The organism is Streptomyces sp. NPDC058198 (assembly GCF_042882605.1).
In the GTDB taxonomy this organism is placed as follows: Bacteria; Actinomycetota; Actinomycetes; order Streptomycetales; family Streptomycetaceae; genus Streptomyces.
In genome coordinates, this window is sequence record NZ_JBHVVP010000004.1 from 262,857 (window position 1) to 279,768 (window position 16,912).

At 71.4% G+C, this 16,912-nt stretch carries 15 protein-coding genes; 9 read left to right on the plus strand and 6 right to left on the minus strand.

The window, feature by feature from the left end:
- The first annotated feature begins 51 nt into the window (after positions 1-51).
- The 6 genes from ACFVWW_RS17305 to mscL all read left to right on the plus strand — a co-directional run bounded on the left by ACFVWW_RS17305 (position 52) and on the right by mscL (position 6,270).
- The gene (locus ACFVWW_RS17305) at positions 52-1,593 is read left to right on the plus strand and encodes a potassium/proton antiporter (RefSeq protein WP_384179085.1); all 1,542 of its coding nucleotides are present in this window, start codon (positions 52-54) and stop codon (positions 1,591-1,593) included.
- Between the two features lie 376 nt (positions 1,594-1,969).
- Positions 1,970-3,295: an MFS transporter gene (locus ACFVWW_RS17310; protein ID WP_386878712.1), complete on the plus strand. Its 1,326-nt coding sequence runs from the start codon at positions 1,970-1,972 to the stop codon at positions 3,293-3,295.
- Positions 3,296-3,361: 66 nt separating this feature from the next.
- Positions 3,362-3,757 carry an FmdB family zinc ribbon protein gene (locus tag ACFVWW_RS17315; protein ID WP_384335854.1) on the plus strand — a complete coding sequence of 132 codons (396 nt, stop codon included), beginning with the start codon at positions 3,362-3,364 and terminating at the stop codon, positions 3,755-3,757.
- 87 nt (positions 3,758-3,844) lie between these two features.
- On the plus strand, positions 3,845-4,678 hold the full coding sequence (locus ACFVWW_RS17320; protein WP_384335851.1) for an S-methyl-5'-thioadenosine phosphorylase: 834 nt from the start codon (positions 3,845-3,847) through the stop codon (positions 4,676-4,678).
- 194 nt (positions 4,679-4,872) lie between these two features.
- Complete coding sequence (locus ACFVWW_RS17325; RefSeq protein WP_386878679.1) at positions 4,873-5,592, plus strand: RcpC/CpaB family pilus assembly protein; 720 nt, start codon at positions 4,873-4,875, stop codon at positions 5,590-5,592.
- A 177-nt stretch (positions 5,593-5,769) separates the two neighbouring features.
- The gene (gene mscL, locus ACFVWW_RS17330) at positions 5,770-6,270 is read left to right on the plus strand and encodes a large conductance mechanosensitive channel protein MscL (RefSeq protein ID WP_386878678.1); all 501 of its coding nucleotides are present in this window, start codon (positions 5,770-5,772) and stop codon (positions 6,268-6,270) included.
- Positions 6,271-6,292: 22 nt separating this feature from the next.
- Here mscL and ACFVWW_RS17335 read toward each other — a convergent pair whose 3' ends face one another.
- Positions 6,293-6,499: a hypothetical protein gene (locus ACFVWW_RS17335; RefSeq protein WP_383914511.1), complete on the minus strand. Its 207-nt coding sequence runs from the start codon at positions 6,497-6,499 to the stop codon at positions 6,293-6,295.
- A gap of 104 nt (positions 6,500-6,603) precedes the next feature.
- On the opposite strand from ACFVWW_RS17335, the gene ACFVWW_RS17340 reads away from it, so the two are divergent.
- Together ACFVWW_RS17340 and ACFVWW_RS17345 are read left to right on the plus strand one after the other, a co-directional pair.
- The gene (locus ACFVWW_RS17340) at positions 6,604-7,668 is read left to right on the plus strand and encodes a P1 family peptidase (RefSeq protein WP_386878677.1); all 1,065 of its coding nucleotides are present in this window, start codon (positions 6,604-6,606) and stop codon (positions 7,666-7,668) included.
- 123 nt (positions 7,669-7,791) lie between these two features.
- Positions 7,792-8,658, plus strand: coding sequence for a DUF6227 family protein (locus tag ACFVWW_RS17345; RefSeq protein WP_384178980.1), 867 nt, complete (start codon positions 7,792-7,794; stop codon positions 8,656-8,658).
- Positions 8,659-8,776: 118 nt separating this feature from the next.
- On the opposite strand, the gene ACFVWW_RS17350 is transcribed toward ACFVWW_RS17345, so the two are convergent.
- The 4 genes from ACFVWW_RS17350 to ACFVWW_RS17365 all read right to left on the minus strand — a co-directional run bounded on the left by ACFVWW_RS17350 (position 8,777) and on the right by ACFVWW_RS17365 (position 14,458).
- Entirely contained in the window at positions 8,777-10,918 is a 2,142-nt protein-coding gene (locus tag ACFVWW_RS17350; RefSeq protein ID WP_386878676.1) for a fructose-specific PTS transporter subunit EIIC, read from the minus strand.
- A gap of 103 nt (positions 10,919-11,021) precedes the next feature.
- Positions 11,022-12,005 carry a 1-phosphofructokinase gene (gene pfkB / locus ACFVWW_RS17355; RefSeq protein WP_386878675.1) on the minus strand — a complete coding sequence of 328 codons (984 nt, stop codon included), beginning with the start codon at positions 12,003-12,005 and terminating at the stop codon, positions 11,022-11,024.
- Between the two features lie 13 nt (positions 12,006-12,018).
- Positions 12,019-12,780 carry a DeoR/GlpR family DNA-binding transcription regulator gene (locus ACFVWW_RS17360; protein WP_386878674.1) on the minus strand — a complete coding sequence of 254 codons (762 nt, stop codon included), beginning with the start codon at positions 12,778-12,780 and terminating at the stop codon, positions 12,019-12,021.
- A 253-nt stretch (positions 12,781-13,033) separates the two neighbouring features.
- Positions 13,034-14,458, minus strand: a complete 1,425-nt coding sequence (locus tag ACFVWW_RS17365; protein ID WP_384335912.1) for an MFS transporter — start codon at positions 14,456-14,458, stop codon at positions 13,034-13,036.
- 222 nt (positions 14,459-14,680) lie between these two features.
- Between ACFVWW_RS17365 and ACFVWW_RS17370 the strand changes: the two genes are divergently transcribed.
- Positions 14,681-15,721 carry a helix-turn-helix transcriptional regulator gene (locus ACFVWW_RS17370; RefSeq protein ID WP_384178969.1) on the plus strand — a complete coding sequence of 347 codons (1,041 nt, stop codon included), beginning with the start codon at positions 14,681-14,683 and terminating at the stop codon, positions 15,719-15,721.
- A gap of 118 nt (positions 15,722-15,839) precedes the next feature.
- On the opposite strand, the gene ACFVWW_RS17375 is transcribed toward ACFVWW_RS17370, so the two are convergent.
- Positions 15,840-16,835 (minus strand): RNA polymerase sigma factor RpoD/SigA, encoded by a 996-nt coding sequence (locus ACFVWW_RS17375; protein WP_384178967.1) that lies wholly within the window; start codon positions 16,833-16,835, stop codon positions 15,840-15,842.
- Positions 16,836-16,912 lie beyond the last annotated feature (77 nt).

Sequence of the window (16,912 nt, forward strand, 5' to 3'; positions counted from 1 at the left end):
TACCGGCCGCCGGAGGAACGATCCGGCGCGCGCGAGGGGAAGGATCGGCCGCTGACTGTCCACCAGCTCAATGAACTCCTGCTCATCAGCTCGCTCGTGCTGCTGATCGCGGTCGCCGCAGTACGGATCTCGTCCCGGAGCGGGCTCCCCAGCCTGCTGCTCTACCTCGGGATCGGGATCGCCATAGGGCAGGACGGCATCTTCAACGTCAAGTTCGACAACGCCGGACTGACGCAGGTATTCGGCTATGCCGCGCTCGTGGTGATCCTGGCCGAGGGCGGCCTCGGCACCAAGTGGAAAGAGGTCAAACAGGCGCTGCCCGCCGCGGTCGCCCTGTCGACCGTCGGGGTCGCGGTGAGCGTGGGGGTCACAGCGGCCGCCGCGCACTATCTGGTCGGTCTGGAGTGGCGGCAGGCGCTGATCATCGCCGCTGTCGTCTCCTCGACGGACGCGGCCGCGGTCTTCTCCGTGCTGCGCAAGGTGCCACTGCCGTCCCGGGTGACCGGGGCGCTGGAGGCGGAGTCGGGTTTCAATGACGCCCCCGTGGTGATCATTGTGGTCGCGCTCTCCGCCGCGGGCCCGGTGGAGCACTGGTACGTCCTGGTCGGCGAGATCGCGCTGGAACTGGCGATCGGCGCGTGCGTCGGACTCGCGGTGGGCTGGGTGGGCGCCTTCGGCCTGCGGCATGTGGCCCTGCCCGCGTCCGGCCTCTACCCGATCGCCGTCATGGCCATCGCGGTCTCGGCGTACGCGGTCGGCGCCACGGCGCACGGCAGCGGCTTCCTCGCCGTCTATCTCGCCTCGGTGATCCTCGGGAATTCCAAGCTGCCACACGCGCCGGCCAACCGCGGCTTCGCGGAGGGCCTCGGCTGGATCGCGCAGATCGGCATGTTCGTCCTGCTCGGACTGCTGGTGACGCCGCACGAGCTGGGCGACGACTTCTGGCCCGCGGTGATCGTCGGACTCGTGCTGACCGCGGTGGCACGACCGCTGGCGGTCCTGATCAGCCTGCTGCCGTTCCGTATCCCATGGCAGGAGCAGACGCTCATGTCCTGGGCCGGGCTGCGCGGCGCGGTGCCCATCATCCTGGCGACCATCCCGATGGTGTCGGGCATCGAGGGCAACCGCCGGATCTTCAACATCGTCTTCGTACTGGTCGTGGTGTACACGCTGGTGCAGGGGCCGACGCTGCCCTGGCTGGCGAAGGCGCTGCGGCTCGGCGGCTCCTCGGACGCGGCCGATCTGGGCATCGAATCGGCGCCGCTGGAGCGGCTGCGCGGCCATCTGCTCTCCGTGGCGATCCCCAGGGGGTCGAAGATGCACGGCGTGGAGGTCGGCGAGCTGCGGCTGCCGTCGGGGTCCGCGGTGACCCTGGTCGTACGGGACGGAAAGAGCTTCGTACCGCTGCCGGCGACCGTGCTGCGCCGGGGCGACGAGCTGCTCGTGGTGGCCACGGATCCGGTGCGGGACGCGGCGGAGCGGCGGCTGCGGGCGGTCGGACAGGGCGGAAAGCTGGCCGGATGGCTGGGAACGGGCGCGGGTGCCGGTACGGGTGCGGGGACGGGCGCGGGCCTCGGCGGAAGACCCGGGTGAGCCAGGAAGATCCGGGCGCGGGCCTCGGCGGAAGACCCGGGCGAGCACATCGCGTAATCGCAGGTCTACCGGGATGACGCCCAAACCTTTCCCAGGTGGCATGAGATTCGTACCTGTACGATGAAGGCACATTTGATCGACCAACTCTGCCTGACGCAGTGCTGGCGCGACCGTATGGCGGCCGTGGCGTTTCCCGTAGTGGGCCCTGGTATCTACCGCAGTTCCGCGCAAGAGGACAGCTCTCGGCCGCGCCCGCACATCCGGGGGCTCGCTACCAGGTGGCAGAAAGGCAAGGGCCGTGTCCCGCAACACGGTCGATTTCGTCGAGGGCACCGAGGCGGCCTCAGGCGCTGACGGGTTCTCCCGCACCGGGAAGATCCCGGGCGCCGAGGGGGCCGCGGTGCCCCGCCCGGGTTACGGGCGGCTGCTGCGCACCCCCGGCGTCTGGACGTTCCTGCTGCCCGGCTTCGCCGCCCGGCAGCCCTTCGCGATGCTGACGATCGGCATCGTCCTGCTCGTCCAGCACACCACCGGCTCGTACGGCAGCGCCGGGGCCGTCGCCGCCGTCACCGGCGTGTCCATGGCGCTCTTCGCACCGCAGGGCGGCAAGTTCGCGGACCGGTTCGGACAGCGCGCGGTACTGGTACCTGGCGTGCTGCTGCACACGGTGTCCGTGGCCGCGCTGATCGGGCTCGCGCTGGCCGGCGCCCCCCTGTGGGCGCTGTTCGTCGCGGCCGTCCCGACAGGGGCCTCCGTCCCGCAGGTCGGACCCATGGTGCGGGCCCGCTGGGCCGCCGTACTGGGCGGCGCCTCGCCCACCTCCCCCGGTTCTCGGGCCTATGGGTCCACAGGGGCTTCGGCGCTGCTGCCGACGGCGGCCGCCTTCGAATCCGTGACGGACGAATTCACCTTCGTCATCGGTCCTGTGCTCGCGACCGCGCTGTGCACCGGGGTCCACCCGGCGGCCGGGCTGATCGCGGAAGCCGTGCTGACGCTGGCCGGCGGGCTGCTCTTCGCCGCTCAGCGGCATACGCAGCCGCAGCCCAACGGGCGCGGGGCGGGTGCCTCGGCGGCGGCGCGCACGTCCGCGCTGTCCGTGCCGGGGGTACGGGTACTGGTCGTGGCGTTCCTGGGGATCGGTTCGGTCTTCGGCGGGATGCAGGTCTCGCTCACGGCCTTCGCCGCGGAGATCGGCGACCCCGGCGCGAACGGTGTGCTGTACGGGATCTTCGCGGCGGGCAACATGCTCGCGGGGATCGTGTGCGGCGCCGTCGCCTGGAAGGTCGGGCCGCGCCGCAGGCTGATGGTCGGGTACGCGGGGCTGACGCTGGCCGCCTCCACGCTGTGGGCGGTGGACTCCGTGCCACTGCTCGCCGGACTCGGGCTGCTGGTCGGACTCTGCATCGCGCCCGCGCTGATCACGGGCTACACGCTGGTGGAATCGCTGGTGCCCGCCTCGGCCCGCACCGAGGCCTTCACCTGGCTGACCGGCGCGGTCGCGCTGGGGCAGGCCGCGGCGGTCACGCTCGCCGGACAGCTCGCGGACGCGCACGGGGCGAGCGCGGGATTCGTGGTGCCGCTGCTGGGCACGGCGCTGGCGCTGGCCACCCTGGTCATGCTGCGATCACGGCTGGCTCCGACGGTCCCAGGGCTCGTCGCGATGCGTGTGATGAGTCACCGCGCGCCGGTGACAGTGGACTGATCGCGCGGAATACGTCACTATGGAGCGTCGTTAGCACTCATTGAGTGAGAGTGCCAGGAGGAGCAAGTGCCGACCTATCAGTACCAGTGCACCGAGTGTGGCGAGGGCCTCGAGGCGGTGCAGAAGTTCACCGATGACGCCCTTACCGTGTGCCCCAATTGCGAGGGACGCCTGAAGAAGGTTTTCTCCGCGGTCGGCATCGTCTTCAAGGGCTCCGGGTTCTACCGCAACGACAGCCGTGGCTCGTCGTCGAGCAGCGCGCCGGCTTCGGCGGGCGCCGCGGGCTCGGCCTCTTCGGGCACCAAGTCGTCGGAGTCCAAGACCGCTGCCGCGGCCTCGGCCTCCTCGTCGTCCTCCGGTTCTTCGGGCGGCTCCGGGTCGGGATCGGGCTCCAGCTCGTCCAGCTCGGGCTCTTCCAGCTCCGGATCGTCGAGCAGCTCCAGCGGTTCCTCGGCCGCCTGACGGCCGTCGGATCCCGCTCCACCAGGACCTCGCCGTTTCGTATGGGCGGGGTCCTTGGCGTATGTCCGTGCGGCTAATGTGATCGCCATGGCGAACGCAGAAATCGGCGTGATCGGTGGCTCGGGCTTCTACTCCTTCCTGGAGGACGTGACCGAGGTCCAGGTAGACACCCCGTACGGACCGCCCAGTGACTCCCTCTTCCTCGGCGAGATCGCCGGCCGTCGGGTCGCGTTCCTGCCCCGGCACGGGCGCTCCCACGACCTCGCACCGCACCGCATCAACTACCGCGCCAATCTGTGGGCGCTGCGGTCCGTCGGTGTGAAGCAGGTGCTGGGGCCGTGCGCGGTGGGCGGGCTGCGGCCGGAGTACGGGCCGGGCACGCTGCTCGTACCCGATCAGCTGGTGGACCGTACGAAGGCACGCACGCAGACCTACTACGACGGGGTGCCGCTGCCGGACGGAAGCGCCTCCAAGGTCGTCCACGTCTCGCTCGCCGACCCCTACTGCCCCGAGGGGCGCAAGGCGACGCTCGCGGCGGCGCGAGGTCGCGACTGGGAGCCGGTGGACGGCGGGACGCTCGTGGTCATTGAGGGACCGCGCTTCTCCACGCGGGCGGAATCGCGGTGGCACGCGTCGATGGGCTGGTCGGTGGTCGGGATGACCGGGCACCCCGAAGCCGTACTCGCTCGTGAACTGGGCCTCTGCTACACCTCCATGACGCTCGTGACGGACCTGGACGCGGGGGCGGAGACCGGCGAGGGGGTCTCCCACGAGGAGGTCCTCGAAGTCTTCGCCGCCAATGTCGACCGGCTGCGCACGGTGCTCTTCGACGCGGTGGGCGGACTGCAGGCGAGCGAGACGCGGGACTGTCTGTGCACGCACGCCCTGGACGGGATCGACACGGGGCTCAAGCTCCCCTGAACCCACGCTCCCCTGATCACGCGTGAACCATGCGCGAGGGCAGCGGAATTGCCCCGGCACCTGCGGGAACCACTCGCGCGGGTGAGGGACTTGTCCACAACCGGCAACTGATCCACAGGCCGCGGCGGGATCGTGGCGGACCGTGGATCGTGAGGACCGATCGCAGAAACTCCTCACGGCAGGCGGTGGTTGCCATGTCCCGTCCCTTCGCGGACGATCCGTCGTTTTCTCCTCCCTTCACCCGCTCCCCCTCGGATCCGACCCACTCGTCGGTCTCGTCGCTCTCCTCCGGCCCGTTGATCTCGTCCGGCCCGTCCGGTTCGTCGGTCTCGTCGTCCGGCCCGTCCGGCTCGTCGGCGCCGGAGCCGCGCGGCGTGCCGCCGTTCGATCCGCTGCGGGTGCGCGGCTCCGGGCAACGGCTGCGCCGGGCGGTGCTCAGGCGGCGGCGCGCGATGGCGGCCGGGCTGGCCATGACGGCTGCCGCGCTGGCCGCCGGCGGAGCGGGCGGCGGGGTCGGTGCGGCGGCCGACGCCGATGCCCGTGCGGAGGCCGCGGCCGGTGCCATCGGCGCGGGGCCGCCGCCCGAGCGGCAGTCCGCTCAGCGGCCCGCGAGGATGAGGTTGGTGTCCGCGCCGGTACGGATCGCCGACGCGGCGACCGTCCGGCTGCTGCGCCCGGGAGACCGGGTCGATGTGATCTCGGCCGCGGTGTCCCCGCTGGGCTCGGCAGGAGCGGCGGAGTCAGAGCCCGAGGCGCGGGTGGTGGCGACGGGCGTCCGGGTGGCCGAGATTCCCACGGTGGACGCGACCGCTTCGGACGGCGGAGCACTGGTGGTGCTGTCCGTGCCGCGTGCGGTCGCGGCGGCGCTGGCCGGCGCGAGCGCCACATCACGCCTGGCGGTGACGTTGTGCTGAGCAGAGCGGCGCTGGGTCGAGCGGTGCTGAGCCGAGTGGTGCTGAGAGCGAGGGGTCGCGCAGGCGAGCTGTGGCGTCGCCTCGTCGCGTGTGCGGATTGGACAGCGCGGGCAGGCGCTGCCGTAGGTTGCGGGACAGCTTGTCATCCCTACCGCACATGTGAAGAAAGGCTCACTCGTGAGCAAGGAGAAGGAGAGCGTGCTGGCGGGCTTCAAGGCCTTCCTGATGCGCGGCAACGTGATCGACCTCGCGGTCGCGGTGGTCATCGGCGCCGCGTTCACCAACGTCGTGAACTCTCTCGTCAAGGGCATCATCAACCCGGTCGTCGGCGCGTTCGGCACGCAGGACCTGGACCAGTACAGCTCGTGTCTCGAGGCGCCGTGCGCGACGAACGCCGCCGGCGAGGTCGTCAAGGGCATTCCGATCATGTGGGGAACGGTGCTGAGCGCGGTCCTCACGTTCCTGATCACGGCAGCCGTCGTGTACTTCCTGATGGTGCTGCCCATGTCCAAGTACCTCGCCAGGCGGGCCAGGCAGCAGGCCGCCAAGGAAGAGGTCCAGGAGGTCATGGACGTCAGCGAGCTGGAGGTGCTGAAGGAGATCAGGGACGCCCTCATCGCGCAGCGCGTCCCGGGACAGGCCGCCGCTCCAGGACAGAACCCGCAGAGCCACCCGTAGCGGCCCGCTCCCCCGCCGGGGCTCAGATGTGGTGGGGCGGCTTCTCGTCGAGGAAGCGGGCCAGGTCGGCGGCGCTGTCGCCGCTCCCGGTGGACCGGTCTCCCCAGCCACGGTCCGTGTCGTCCGAGGACTGCTGGTCCAGCGGATCGTCGAAGATCAACGCCGGATTCGGACGGGGCGGCCGTGACTGCTCCGCGCCTCGCGGCTCGGGAGTGGGGGCGGTGCTCATACCCCCAGCGTACGGGGGCGTGTACGGGGCGGGGTGCGCGCGCTCGCCGCTTCCGGTGCGCACGCTCGCCGCTGCCGCCGATACGCGTGGTACGGATGGGCTCCATGGCACCCAATGACGCACTGACCGATGTGGCCGGCCTCAGGGTCGGGCACGCCCGCGTGGCCGGGGAGCGTGCCCTCACCGGCACCACCGTCGTCCTCGCCCCGGAGGGCGGCGTGGTGGCCGCCGTGGACGTACGGGGCGGGGGTCCTGCCACCCGGGAGACCGACGCCCTCGACCCGCGCAATATCGTCCAGCGCGTCGAGGCGATTGTGCTGACTGGCGGCAGCGCGTACGGACTCGACTCCGCGTCCGGCGTGGTGGCGTGGCTGGAGGAGCGCGGACGCGGCGTCCGGGTCGGTCCCGATCCCGCCCAGGTGGTGCCGGTCGTCCCGGCCGCCGGAGTCTTCGACCTCGGGCGCGGCGGCGACTGGACGGTCCGCCCGGACGCGGAGACGGGCCGCGCGGCGGTGGAGGCGGCGGCCCGTACGGAGAGCGGGGCGCCGGTCCCGGAGGGCGGGGTGGGCGCCGGGACGGGCGCGCTCGTCGGCCCGCTCAAGGGCGGGATCGGTACGGCGAGTACGGTCCTGGACTCCGGGATCACCGTCGCCGCCCTGGTCGTGGCCAACGCGGCGGGCTCCGCGGTCGATCCGCTGACGGGCGTGCTGTACGGGCGGTATTTCAGCGGCCGGGTGGAGTATCCGGCGCCCGAGGTCCATGAGGCGGCGCGGCGGCGCCTGGCCGAGCTGCGCGAGCGGAACGGTCCCGCACCGCTCAATACCACGCTCGCCGTGGTCGCCACCGACGCCGAACTGACCCGCGCCCAGGCGCAGAAGCTCGCGGGTACGGCGCACGACGGCATCGCGCGCGCCGTCCGTCCCGTACATCTGCTCAATGACGGGGACACCGTCTTCGCCCTGTCGACGGGCCGGCGGGCCCTCACCGAGGAGGATCCGCTCGCGCTGAACGAGGTGCTCGCGGCGGGCGCGGACGTTGTGACCAGGGCGATCGTGCGGGCCGTACTCTCGGCGGAGAGCGTTGAAGGGCCGGGGGGCGCATTTCCTTCGTACCGCGAGCTGTACGGCGCGACCGAGGGGATCGACTCTCTTACGGGCGGCGCGAGTTGAGGGGGCGCGCGGGAACTTTACGTACGCCCTTATCGTTTTCTCAAACTTGGGACACGATGTCACCCCTAGGGGCTACGTTATGCAATCACCAAGTGACATGCGGCGACGGCCTGGAGACCCACCTTGAACGATCCGTACGAGACAACCGAGACGCACCTCGAGCGACTCCTGGGTCGGGCACTCAACTCCTTCGACCTGCCTGACGCGTTGGTCGAGCGGCTCGACAATGCGCTGGCGCACGCCAGCTCGCTGTGTTCCGCGCACCACAGTGCGGGGCGGCACCGCGAGACCTACCGGCACGCCTATCTCCTGGCGGACGGCAGCGCGCTCACCCTCTGGGAGCTGGTGCACAACACCGGCCGGGACGGCACCCGGCTCCACGAGCTGTACATGGACGAGTCCGACGTCCAGCTCGCGGCGGCCCGGCTCGACCGCCCCGGCGGCCCGGAGGCGCAGCGGACCTCCGCCACCGGGTCAGAGGGACAGGAAGGGCTGGACGGACCCGAGGCGCGGCCTCATTCGTCCGGGCCGCCGCTGGACGATGTCGCGGCCGGTCTGCTCGCGGAGCTGGAATGCGAGCGCACGGCCGAGATCGACGCGCATCTCGCCCTGATCCGCGGCCTGCGTGCCTTGCCCTCGACCCCGGCCCCGCGCCACCGGATGTACTCCGCGGACAACTCCCCCGACCACGCCCGCCGGGTGCTGCGCCGCGCGGAGAACGCCGACCGGCCGGGCGAGGACACGGCGCGACTGCTGCGGACGGCATTCGCGCACCACATCACGCAGGTCTTCGGCCGTCAGTGCCAGGTCGACGGCAAGGACGCGGGGTTCATGCTCTACGAGCACGCGTTCCTGCTGATCGACGGCAGCGAGACGAGCCTGTGGGAGGTGGAGCACACGGCCACGCCGGACGGCCGCCATATGTGCGAGGTGTACACGGAGGAACGCACGGCGCGCGAAGCGATGATGCTGCGCGCACAGGTGCAATGAGCTGAGGCCCGGTGAGGCGCCGGGCCGCGCCGTGCGGTGCGGCGCCGTGTGGTGCGGAGCGGCCAGGGTGAGGCCGTACGCCGGCGGGGTGCGCGGCGTACGGCCGTGAGGGCCGGGCTCAGGCGGCCACCGGCACCTTGGCTTCCGCCGCCGCTCCCCCGTCCCCGGCCGCGCCCGCCGCCGCGCCCTGCTCCGGACGGCCCGTCTTCCGGGCTCCCTTGAGCAGGATGACAAGTCCGGTGCTGACCGCCGTACCCGCCGCGATGGCGACCAGGTAGAGCACCGGGTTGCCGATCAGCGGGATCACGAAGATGCCGCCGTGCGGGGCCCGCAGGGTGCACTCGAAGGCCATCGACAGCGCACCGGTCACGGCGCCGCCCACCATCGCCGACGGGATCACCCGCAGCGGGTCGGCCGCGGCGAAGGGGATCGCGCCCTCGGTGATGAAGGACGCGCCCAGCACCCAGGCGGCCTTGCCGTTCTCCCGCTCGGTGCGGGTGAACAGCTTGCCGCGCACGGTCGTGGCGAGCGCCATCGCGAGCGGCGGGACCATGCCCGCGGCCATCACGGCGGCCATGACCTTGAGGCTGCCCTCGTTGGGGTTGGCGAGACCGCCGACCGCGAAGGCGTACGCCACCTTGTTCAGCGGCCCGCCCAGGTCGAAGCACATCATCAGGCCGAGCACGACGCCGAGGATGATCGCGTTGGCCCCTGAGAGTCCGGACAGCCAGTCGGTCAGTGCCTTCTGGAGCGAGGCGATGGGTTTGCCGACCACCAGGAACATCAGGAAGCCGACGATCGCGGAGGAGAGCAGCGGGATCACGACGACCGGCATGATGCCGCGCAGCGGGGCCGGCACCTTCAGCCGCTGGATGGCCATCACGGTGCCACCCGCGATCAGGCCGGCGGCCAGACCCCCGAGGAAGCCCGCGTTGATGGTGAGGGCGATGGAGCCGCCGACGAAGCCGGGCACCAGACCTGGGCGGTCGGCCATCCCGTACGCGATATAGCCCGCGAGGACGGGCACCAGGAAGCTGAACGCCAGACCGCCGATCTGGAACAGCAGAGCGGCCCAGCTGGTGTGCTCCGTCCAGATGAAGTGCTCGGCGACGGACGGCGCCTTGTTGATGGTGTAGCCGCCGATGGCGAAGCCGAGAGCTATCAGGAGCCCGCCCGCGGCCACGAACGGGACCATGTAGCTCACGCCGGACATCAGCCACGTGCGCAGCTTGCTGCCGTAGCCCTCGCCGGGCTCGCCGGCGTTGTCCACGGGCGAGGCGTGGCCGGTTCCGGCCGCGGCTCCGGTGATCTCGCCGCGTTCGGCCTTGCCGCGCACCTCGGCGATCAGTTCGGCGGCCCGGTTGATGCCGGCCTTGACGCCGACGTCGACGGTGGGCTTCCCGGCGAACCGCTCCTTCTCCCGTACGGGCACGTCGTGCGCGAAGATCACGCCGTCGGCGGCGGCGATGACGGCGGGGTCGAGCCGGTTGAACCCGGCGGATCCCTGGGGCTCCACGACCACCTCGACGCCCGCGACCTGGCCGGCCTGTTCCAGGGACTCGGCGGCCATGTAGGTGTGCGCGATCCCGGTGGGACAGGAGGTCACGGCGACGATCCGGAAGACATGACCGCCACCGGACGAGTCGCCGGACGGGTCGCCTGACGCGGTGGCGACCGTTCCGTCGCCCACACCCGCCTCTACGCCCGCGTCCGTACCCGCCTCCGCGCCTGCCTCCGCGCCTGCCTCCGCGCCTGCGCCCGTCTCGGTGGCCGTGGGCGGCGCCGTGGCGGCGGCATCGGCCTCCGCGCCCGTCTGCGGCTCCTCACCGCTGATCAGGGAGGCTGTCGCCGTCGCGTCCGTCGCCGTCCGCAGGGCGGCGGTGAAGTCCGCGTCCATCAGGCGGCGGGCCAGGGCCGACAGGATCGTCAGATGGGCGTCGTCGGCGCCGGCCGGGGCCGCGATCAGGAAGATCAGGTCCGCCGGGCCGTCCGGGGCTCCGAAGTCGATGCCCCGCGCCGAGCGGCCGAAGGCCAGCGTCGGTTCGCTGACATGAGCGCTGCGGCAGTGCGGGATGCCGATGCCGCCGTCGAGGCCGGTCGGCATCTGCGCCTCGCGCGCCGCCACATCGGCCAGGAAGCCGTCCAGGTCGGTGACCCGGCCCAGGGTCACCATCCGCTCGGCCAGCGAGCGGGCCGCGGCTTCCTTTGTCTCGGCGGCCAGGTCGAGGTCGACCAGGTCCGCGGTGATCATGCCGCTCATCGCGGACTCCTTTGCTCGCATATCGCGCAGGTCAGGTTCAGAAGGGTCGGATTCAGGCGGGTTGGATTCAGCGGGAGGCAGAAAGAAAGCGAACGGGCAGAACTCATGAGGCGGGCTCCGTGAGGGGACGGTCCAGCGGGACATCCGCGGTCACCGTGACCGCCGACGGGTCCAGGTCCGCGGGCGACGGCATCACGCTGCCCGGCAGCTGCACCGCCGCCGCGCCGTGCGCGACGGCGGACGCCAGGGCGTCCGGGCCTTCGCCGCCCGCCGCCAGGAAGCCGGCCAGGGAGGCATCGCCCGCACCGACATTACTTCGGACGGCGGCGACCGCGGCGAAGCCGAAGTACGTCCCCGCGTCCGAGACCAGCAGCTGACCGTCCGCGCCGAGGCTGGCGAGGACGGACCCGGCGCCGTACGTCCGCAGCTCTTCCGCCGCCTTGACCGCGTCGCCCACCGTGACGAGGGGGCGGCCGACGGCCCGGGCGAGTTCCTCGGCGTTCGGCTTGACCACATCGGGCCGCTCCCGGAGCGCGGCCAGCAGCGAAGGACCTGAGGTGTCCAGCGCGATCCTGGCCCCGGCGTGATGGGCGCGGGCGACCAGCTCGGCGTACCACTCGGGGGCGAGCCCGCGCGGCAGGCTGCCGCAGCAGGCGATCCAGGCCACGGAGTCCGCGTGCGTACGGACCTGGGCGTGGACCTGGGCGTGGATCTGCGTACGGACCGTGGAGAGCAGCGACTCCGACTCGGCGGCGGTCAGCTCGGGCCCCGGCGCGTTGATCTTCGTCAAGGTGCCGTCGGGCTCGGCGAGCGCGATGTTGGAGCGGGTGGCGCCGGCGACCGGCACCGGAGCGACCTCGATGCCCTGCCCCGCGAGGAGCTCGGCCACGAGCGCGCCCGGCGCACCGCCGAGCGGCAGTACGGCGACCGTGCGCCGTCCGGCCGCGGCGAGGGCCCGCGAGACGTTGACGCCCTTGCCGCCGGGGTCCATGCGCTCTGCGGTGGCCCGCAGCACTTCGCCGCGGTCGAGGGCCGGGACCTCGTACGTACGGTCCAGGCTCGGGTTCGGGGTGACGGTGAGGATCATGCGGCGCGTGCTCCTAAACACTCAGCACTTCGGCGCCCGCGGCCTCGACCGACGCGGCGTCCGAGGGGCTGAGCCCGCTGTCGGTGATGAGCAGATCGACATCGGCCAGCGTGCCGAAGCGGGCGAAGTGCTCCTGACCGTGCTTGGCCGAGTCGGCGAGCAGCACCACCCGCCGGGCGGCCCCGATGAGCGCGCGCTTGACGGCGGCCTCGGCGAGGTCCGGGGTGGTGAGACCGCCCTCGGGCGAGAACCCGTTGGTGCCGAGGAAGACGACATCGGCGCGGATCTCCCCGTACGCCCGCAGCGCCCAGGCGTCGACGGCCGCGCGCGTGCGGTGCCTGACCCTGCCGCCGACGAGATGGAGGTCGATGCCAGGGTGGTCGGCGAGGCGGGCCGCGACGGGCAGCGCGTGGGTGACGACAGTGAGCCCGCAGTCCAGCGGAAGGGCCGCCGCGAGCCGGGCCACAGTCGACCCCGCGTCGAGGATCACACTCCCGTCCTGCGGCAGCTCGGCGAGCGCCGCGTGCGCGATGCGGTCCTTCTCGTCGGCGGCGGTGGACTCGCGCTCCGCGAGGTCGGGCTCGAAGTCCAGCCGCCCGGCCGGTATGGCCCCGCCGTGCACCCGCCGTACGAGCCCGGCGCGGTCGAGGGCCTTGAGATCCCGCCGTACGGTCTCGGCGGTGACCTGGAACTCCTCGGCGAGCGACAGCACGTCGACACGGCCGCCCTCACGGGCCAGGCGCAGGATCTCCTGCTGACGCTCCGGTGCGTACATGTGGGTTTACGTCCGTTCCGTGCCCGAACCTGTGGTTTCGCGGACACGCTACGCCCGGATTTCCAGAAAGTAAACAGATCTGGGCGCGGTACGGACACGATCGGGCATCGCAACCCGCACCCGCGCCCCCACCCCGCGTCCCGAACACACCACCACCGCAGGCACGTCGAAGCCCCGGCAGGCCCAGAGGCCGCCGGGGCTGGTCCGACACGTATCGGGCGTACGGCCGACGCGCGGCTGACGCGCCGAGCCATTACGCCGCGACGCCCGCCTCCTCCACATGCGCGCTCGGCCGGGCCGGCAGCGCGAACATCACCGCGAAGATCGCCACGAGCACCGCCACGACCCACCACAGCGCGTTCTGGAACCCGTCGGCGAAGGCCGAGCCCAGCGCACCCGCCGCGCCCGGCTGTCCGGCGGCGGCCATCCGGTCGTCGACCACCCCGAAGAACACCACCGACACCAGCCCGAGCCCCAGCGCGTTGCCCATCTGCTGCGTGGTGTTGATCAGGCCGGACGCCGAGCCCGAGTGCTCGCGCGGCACCCCCGACAGCACCGCGTCCGTCAGCGGCGCCACGATCAGCCCCATCCCGAGGCCCATGACCACCAGCGGCAGCGCCATCTGCCAGGAGTGGATCCCCATCCCGTACCGCCCGGCCTCCCAGATGTAGAGCAGCAGGCCCACCACCATCGTCAGCGCGCCCGCCTGGAGCACCTTCCGGCCGAAGCGCGGCACCAGCTTCTGTACGGACAGCCCGGCCGCGACCGACACCGCGATCGAGAACGGCACTCCCGTCAGGCCTGCCCGCAGCGGGCTCCAGCCGAGACCGACCTGCATGTAGAGCGTCCAGACCAGGAAGAAGATGCCCAGCGCGACACCGAAGGTGAGCTGTACGGCGATGCCCGCGGCGAAGCTCCGCACCTTGAACAGCGACAGCTCCACCAGCGGCGACCCGTCCTTGCGCGCCTTCCTCTTCTCATACGCGACGAAGCCCGCGAAGACGGCCAGGCTGCTGATCATGCACACATGGCCCCACAGCGGCCAGCCCAGCTCACGCCCGCGCGTCAGCGGATAGATCAGCATCAGCAGCGAGCCCGTCACCAGCACCACCCCGACCAGGTCGAGCCGGAGCGCCTGGGGAGCCTTGGACTCGGTGATGAACTTCCTGCCGAGCAGCACACCCGCGATCCCGACCGGCAGATTGATCAGGAAGATCGGGCGCCATTCGAGACCGAAGAGGTTCCACTGCGTGAGCAGCGCGCCGAGCAGCGGGCCCGAGACGGCGCCGAGGCCGATGATCGCGCCGAACATCCCGAAGACCTTGCCGCGTTCGTGCGCGGGGAAGGTGACATGAATGATCGCCAGCACCTGAGGCACCATCATCGCGGCCATCGCGCCCTGGAACAGCCGGGAGCCCACCAGCATCTCCGGGCTCGCCGCGAAGCCGCAGAGCGCGGAGGCGATCGTGAAGCCGGTGATACCTATCAGGAAGAGCCGCTTACGGCCGTAGATGTCACCGAGCCGGCCACCCGTGATCAGCCCGGCGGCGAAGGCCAGCGCGTATCCGGCGGTGATCCACTGGATCGCTCCGAACGTGGCCCCCAGATCCCGCTCGATGCTCGGGATGGCGATATTGACGATGGTGACGTCGACCAGGTCCATGAAGGCCGCGGTCATGACGACGGCCAGCGCCAGCCAGCGACGGCGGTCGGCTGACCCGGAACCGGACTCGGAACCGGACCCGGAAGCAGCACCGGCGCCAGAAGAGGCGCCGGCGCCGGACGCTGCGGAATGGGAGGCCGTATCCAGTACGGCAGGCGAGGAGGAGGAGCTCATGCGGAGCAAGCTAGTGGCCATCTAGGTCAGGTGATGTCCTAGATGGCGCGCACCATGGATCCCATGACCGACACCCCGGCACGGCTCCTCAGTCTGCTCTCCCTCCTCCAGACCCCGCGCGAGTGGCCGGGCAGCGAGCTGGCCGAGCGTCTCGATGTCAGCCCGCGCACCATCCGCCGCGACATCGACCGGCTGCGCGACCTCGGCTACCCCGTCGAGGCCACCAGGGGCGCGATCGGCGGCTACCGGCTGGTCGCCGGTACGGCCATGCCGCCGCTGCTCCTCGACGACGAGGAGGCCGTCGCCATCGCGGTCGGACTGCGGGCCGGGGCCGGCCATGCCATCGAGGGCGTCGACGAGGCTTCCGTACGCGCTCTCGCCAAGTTGGAACAGGTGCTGCCGTCCCGGCTGCGGCACCGCGTCTCCACCCTCCAGACCGCGACGATCCCGCTCACCCGGGGCGACGGCGCGACCATCGACCCGCGCACGCTGACCGTGATGGCCGCCGCCGTCACCGGCACCGAGCGGCTGCGCTTCGCCTATCGCTCCAGGGACAGTACGGAGACCAGACGGCAGGTCGAGCCGTACCGGCTGGTCTCCACCGGCCGGCGCTGGTACCTGGTGGCGTACGACCTCGGCCGCGACGACTGGCGTACGTTCCGCGTCGACCGGGTCAGCGACCCGTTCGCGACCGGCGCGCGCTTCAGCCCGCGCGAGCTGCCGAGCGGGGACGCGGCGGAGTTCCTGAGCCGGTCCATGTCCCGGATGCAGCCGCGGATCGAGGTGGATGTGACCTTCGCGGCACCCGCCGAGTTCGTGGCGGGGCGGCTGCCCGCCGTCCTCGGCACACCGGAGCCGACCGGCCAGGACTCCTGCCGGCTGCGCACCACGGCGAGCGACTCCCTGGAGTGGCTGGCGGTCCGACTGGCCTTGGTGGACTGCGAGTTCACCGTCCATGGGCCGGCCCAGCTGACCGACCATCTGAGCGAACTGGGGGCCAGGCTCACCCGGGCGGCAGCCCCAGGCCGCAAGACGAGCGATGCCACCCCGGGCGCTGACACCGGAAGGACCACGAGCCCCGGAAGGACCACGGGACAGAGGTGAGCCCCGGCACCTGGGGGGGGTTGGTGCCGGGGCTCGTCTGAGGGGGCCGACGAATCGGCCAGCTCGTACAGAGAAACAGTACGAGTAAGGGGGACACTACGGCTACAGGACGGCGACGTCACGCCGCCGCGTCGAAACCTGTGTCCCGAGCCATTTTCTTCAGCTCCAGGAGCGCGTGCTTCTCTATCTGCCGGATCCGCTCCCGGGTCAGGCCGTGCTGCTTGCCGACCTCGGTCAGCGTCCGCTCCCGGCCGTCCTCGATGCCGTACCGCATCTTGATGATCGAGGCCGTACGGTCGTCGAGCTTGCCGATCAGGTCTTCGAGCTCCTCGCTGCGCAGCAGCGTGAGCACGGACTGCTCCGGCGAGATGGCGGAGGTGTCCTCCAGGAGATCACCGAACTGCGTGTCCCCGTCGTCGTCCACCGACATGTTCAGGCTGACCGGGTCACGGGCCCAGTCCAGCACATCGTTGACCCGGGACGGGTTCGAACCCAGCTCGGCGGCGACCTCGGCGGGCTCGGGATCCCGTCCGTTCTCCCGGTTGAACTCGCGCTGCACACGGCGGATCCTGCCCAGCTCCTCCACCAGATGGACCGGCAGCCGGATCGTGCGGGACTGGTCCGCTATGGAGCGGGTGATGGCCTGGCGGATCCACCAGGTCGCGTACGTCGAGAACTTGAAGCCCTTGGCGTAGTCGAACTTCTCCACCGCGCGCACCAGGCCCGCGTTGCCCTCCTGGATCAGGTCGAGCAGGGGCAGACCACTGCGCGGGTAGCGGCGCGCCACCGCTACCACCAGGCGGAGGTTCGAGCGTATGAAGACGTCCTTCGCGCGCTCACCCTCGGCGACGAGCGCCTCGAGCTCCTCCTGCGAAGCGCCATCCGCCTCGCTCTCGACCTCTCCGTCGAGGATCTGCCGGGCGTAGACTCCGGCCTCGATGGTCTGGGACAGGTCGACTTCCTTTGCTGCGTCGAGCAGCGGCGTACGCGCGATCTCGTCGAGGTACATGCCGACCAGGTCGCGGTCGGCGATCTCCCCGCCTACAGCGCGAACACTGCTTGCCGCTTTCGTCCCGCCGGTGGCGGTACGACGGGCGACGGCACGGGTTGCCATGCGAGCTCCCTTACTGAACTGAGTAGGTCGCGACACCCTTCCGGGTGCCCTGCATCCGAAGGAAACAACGACTGGAA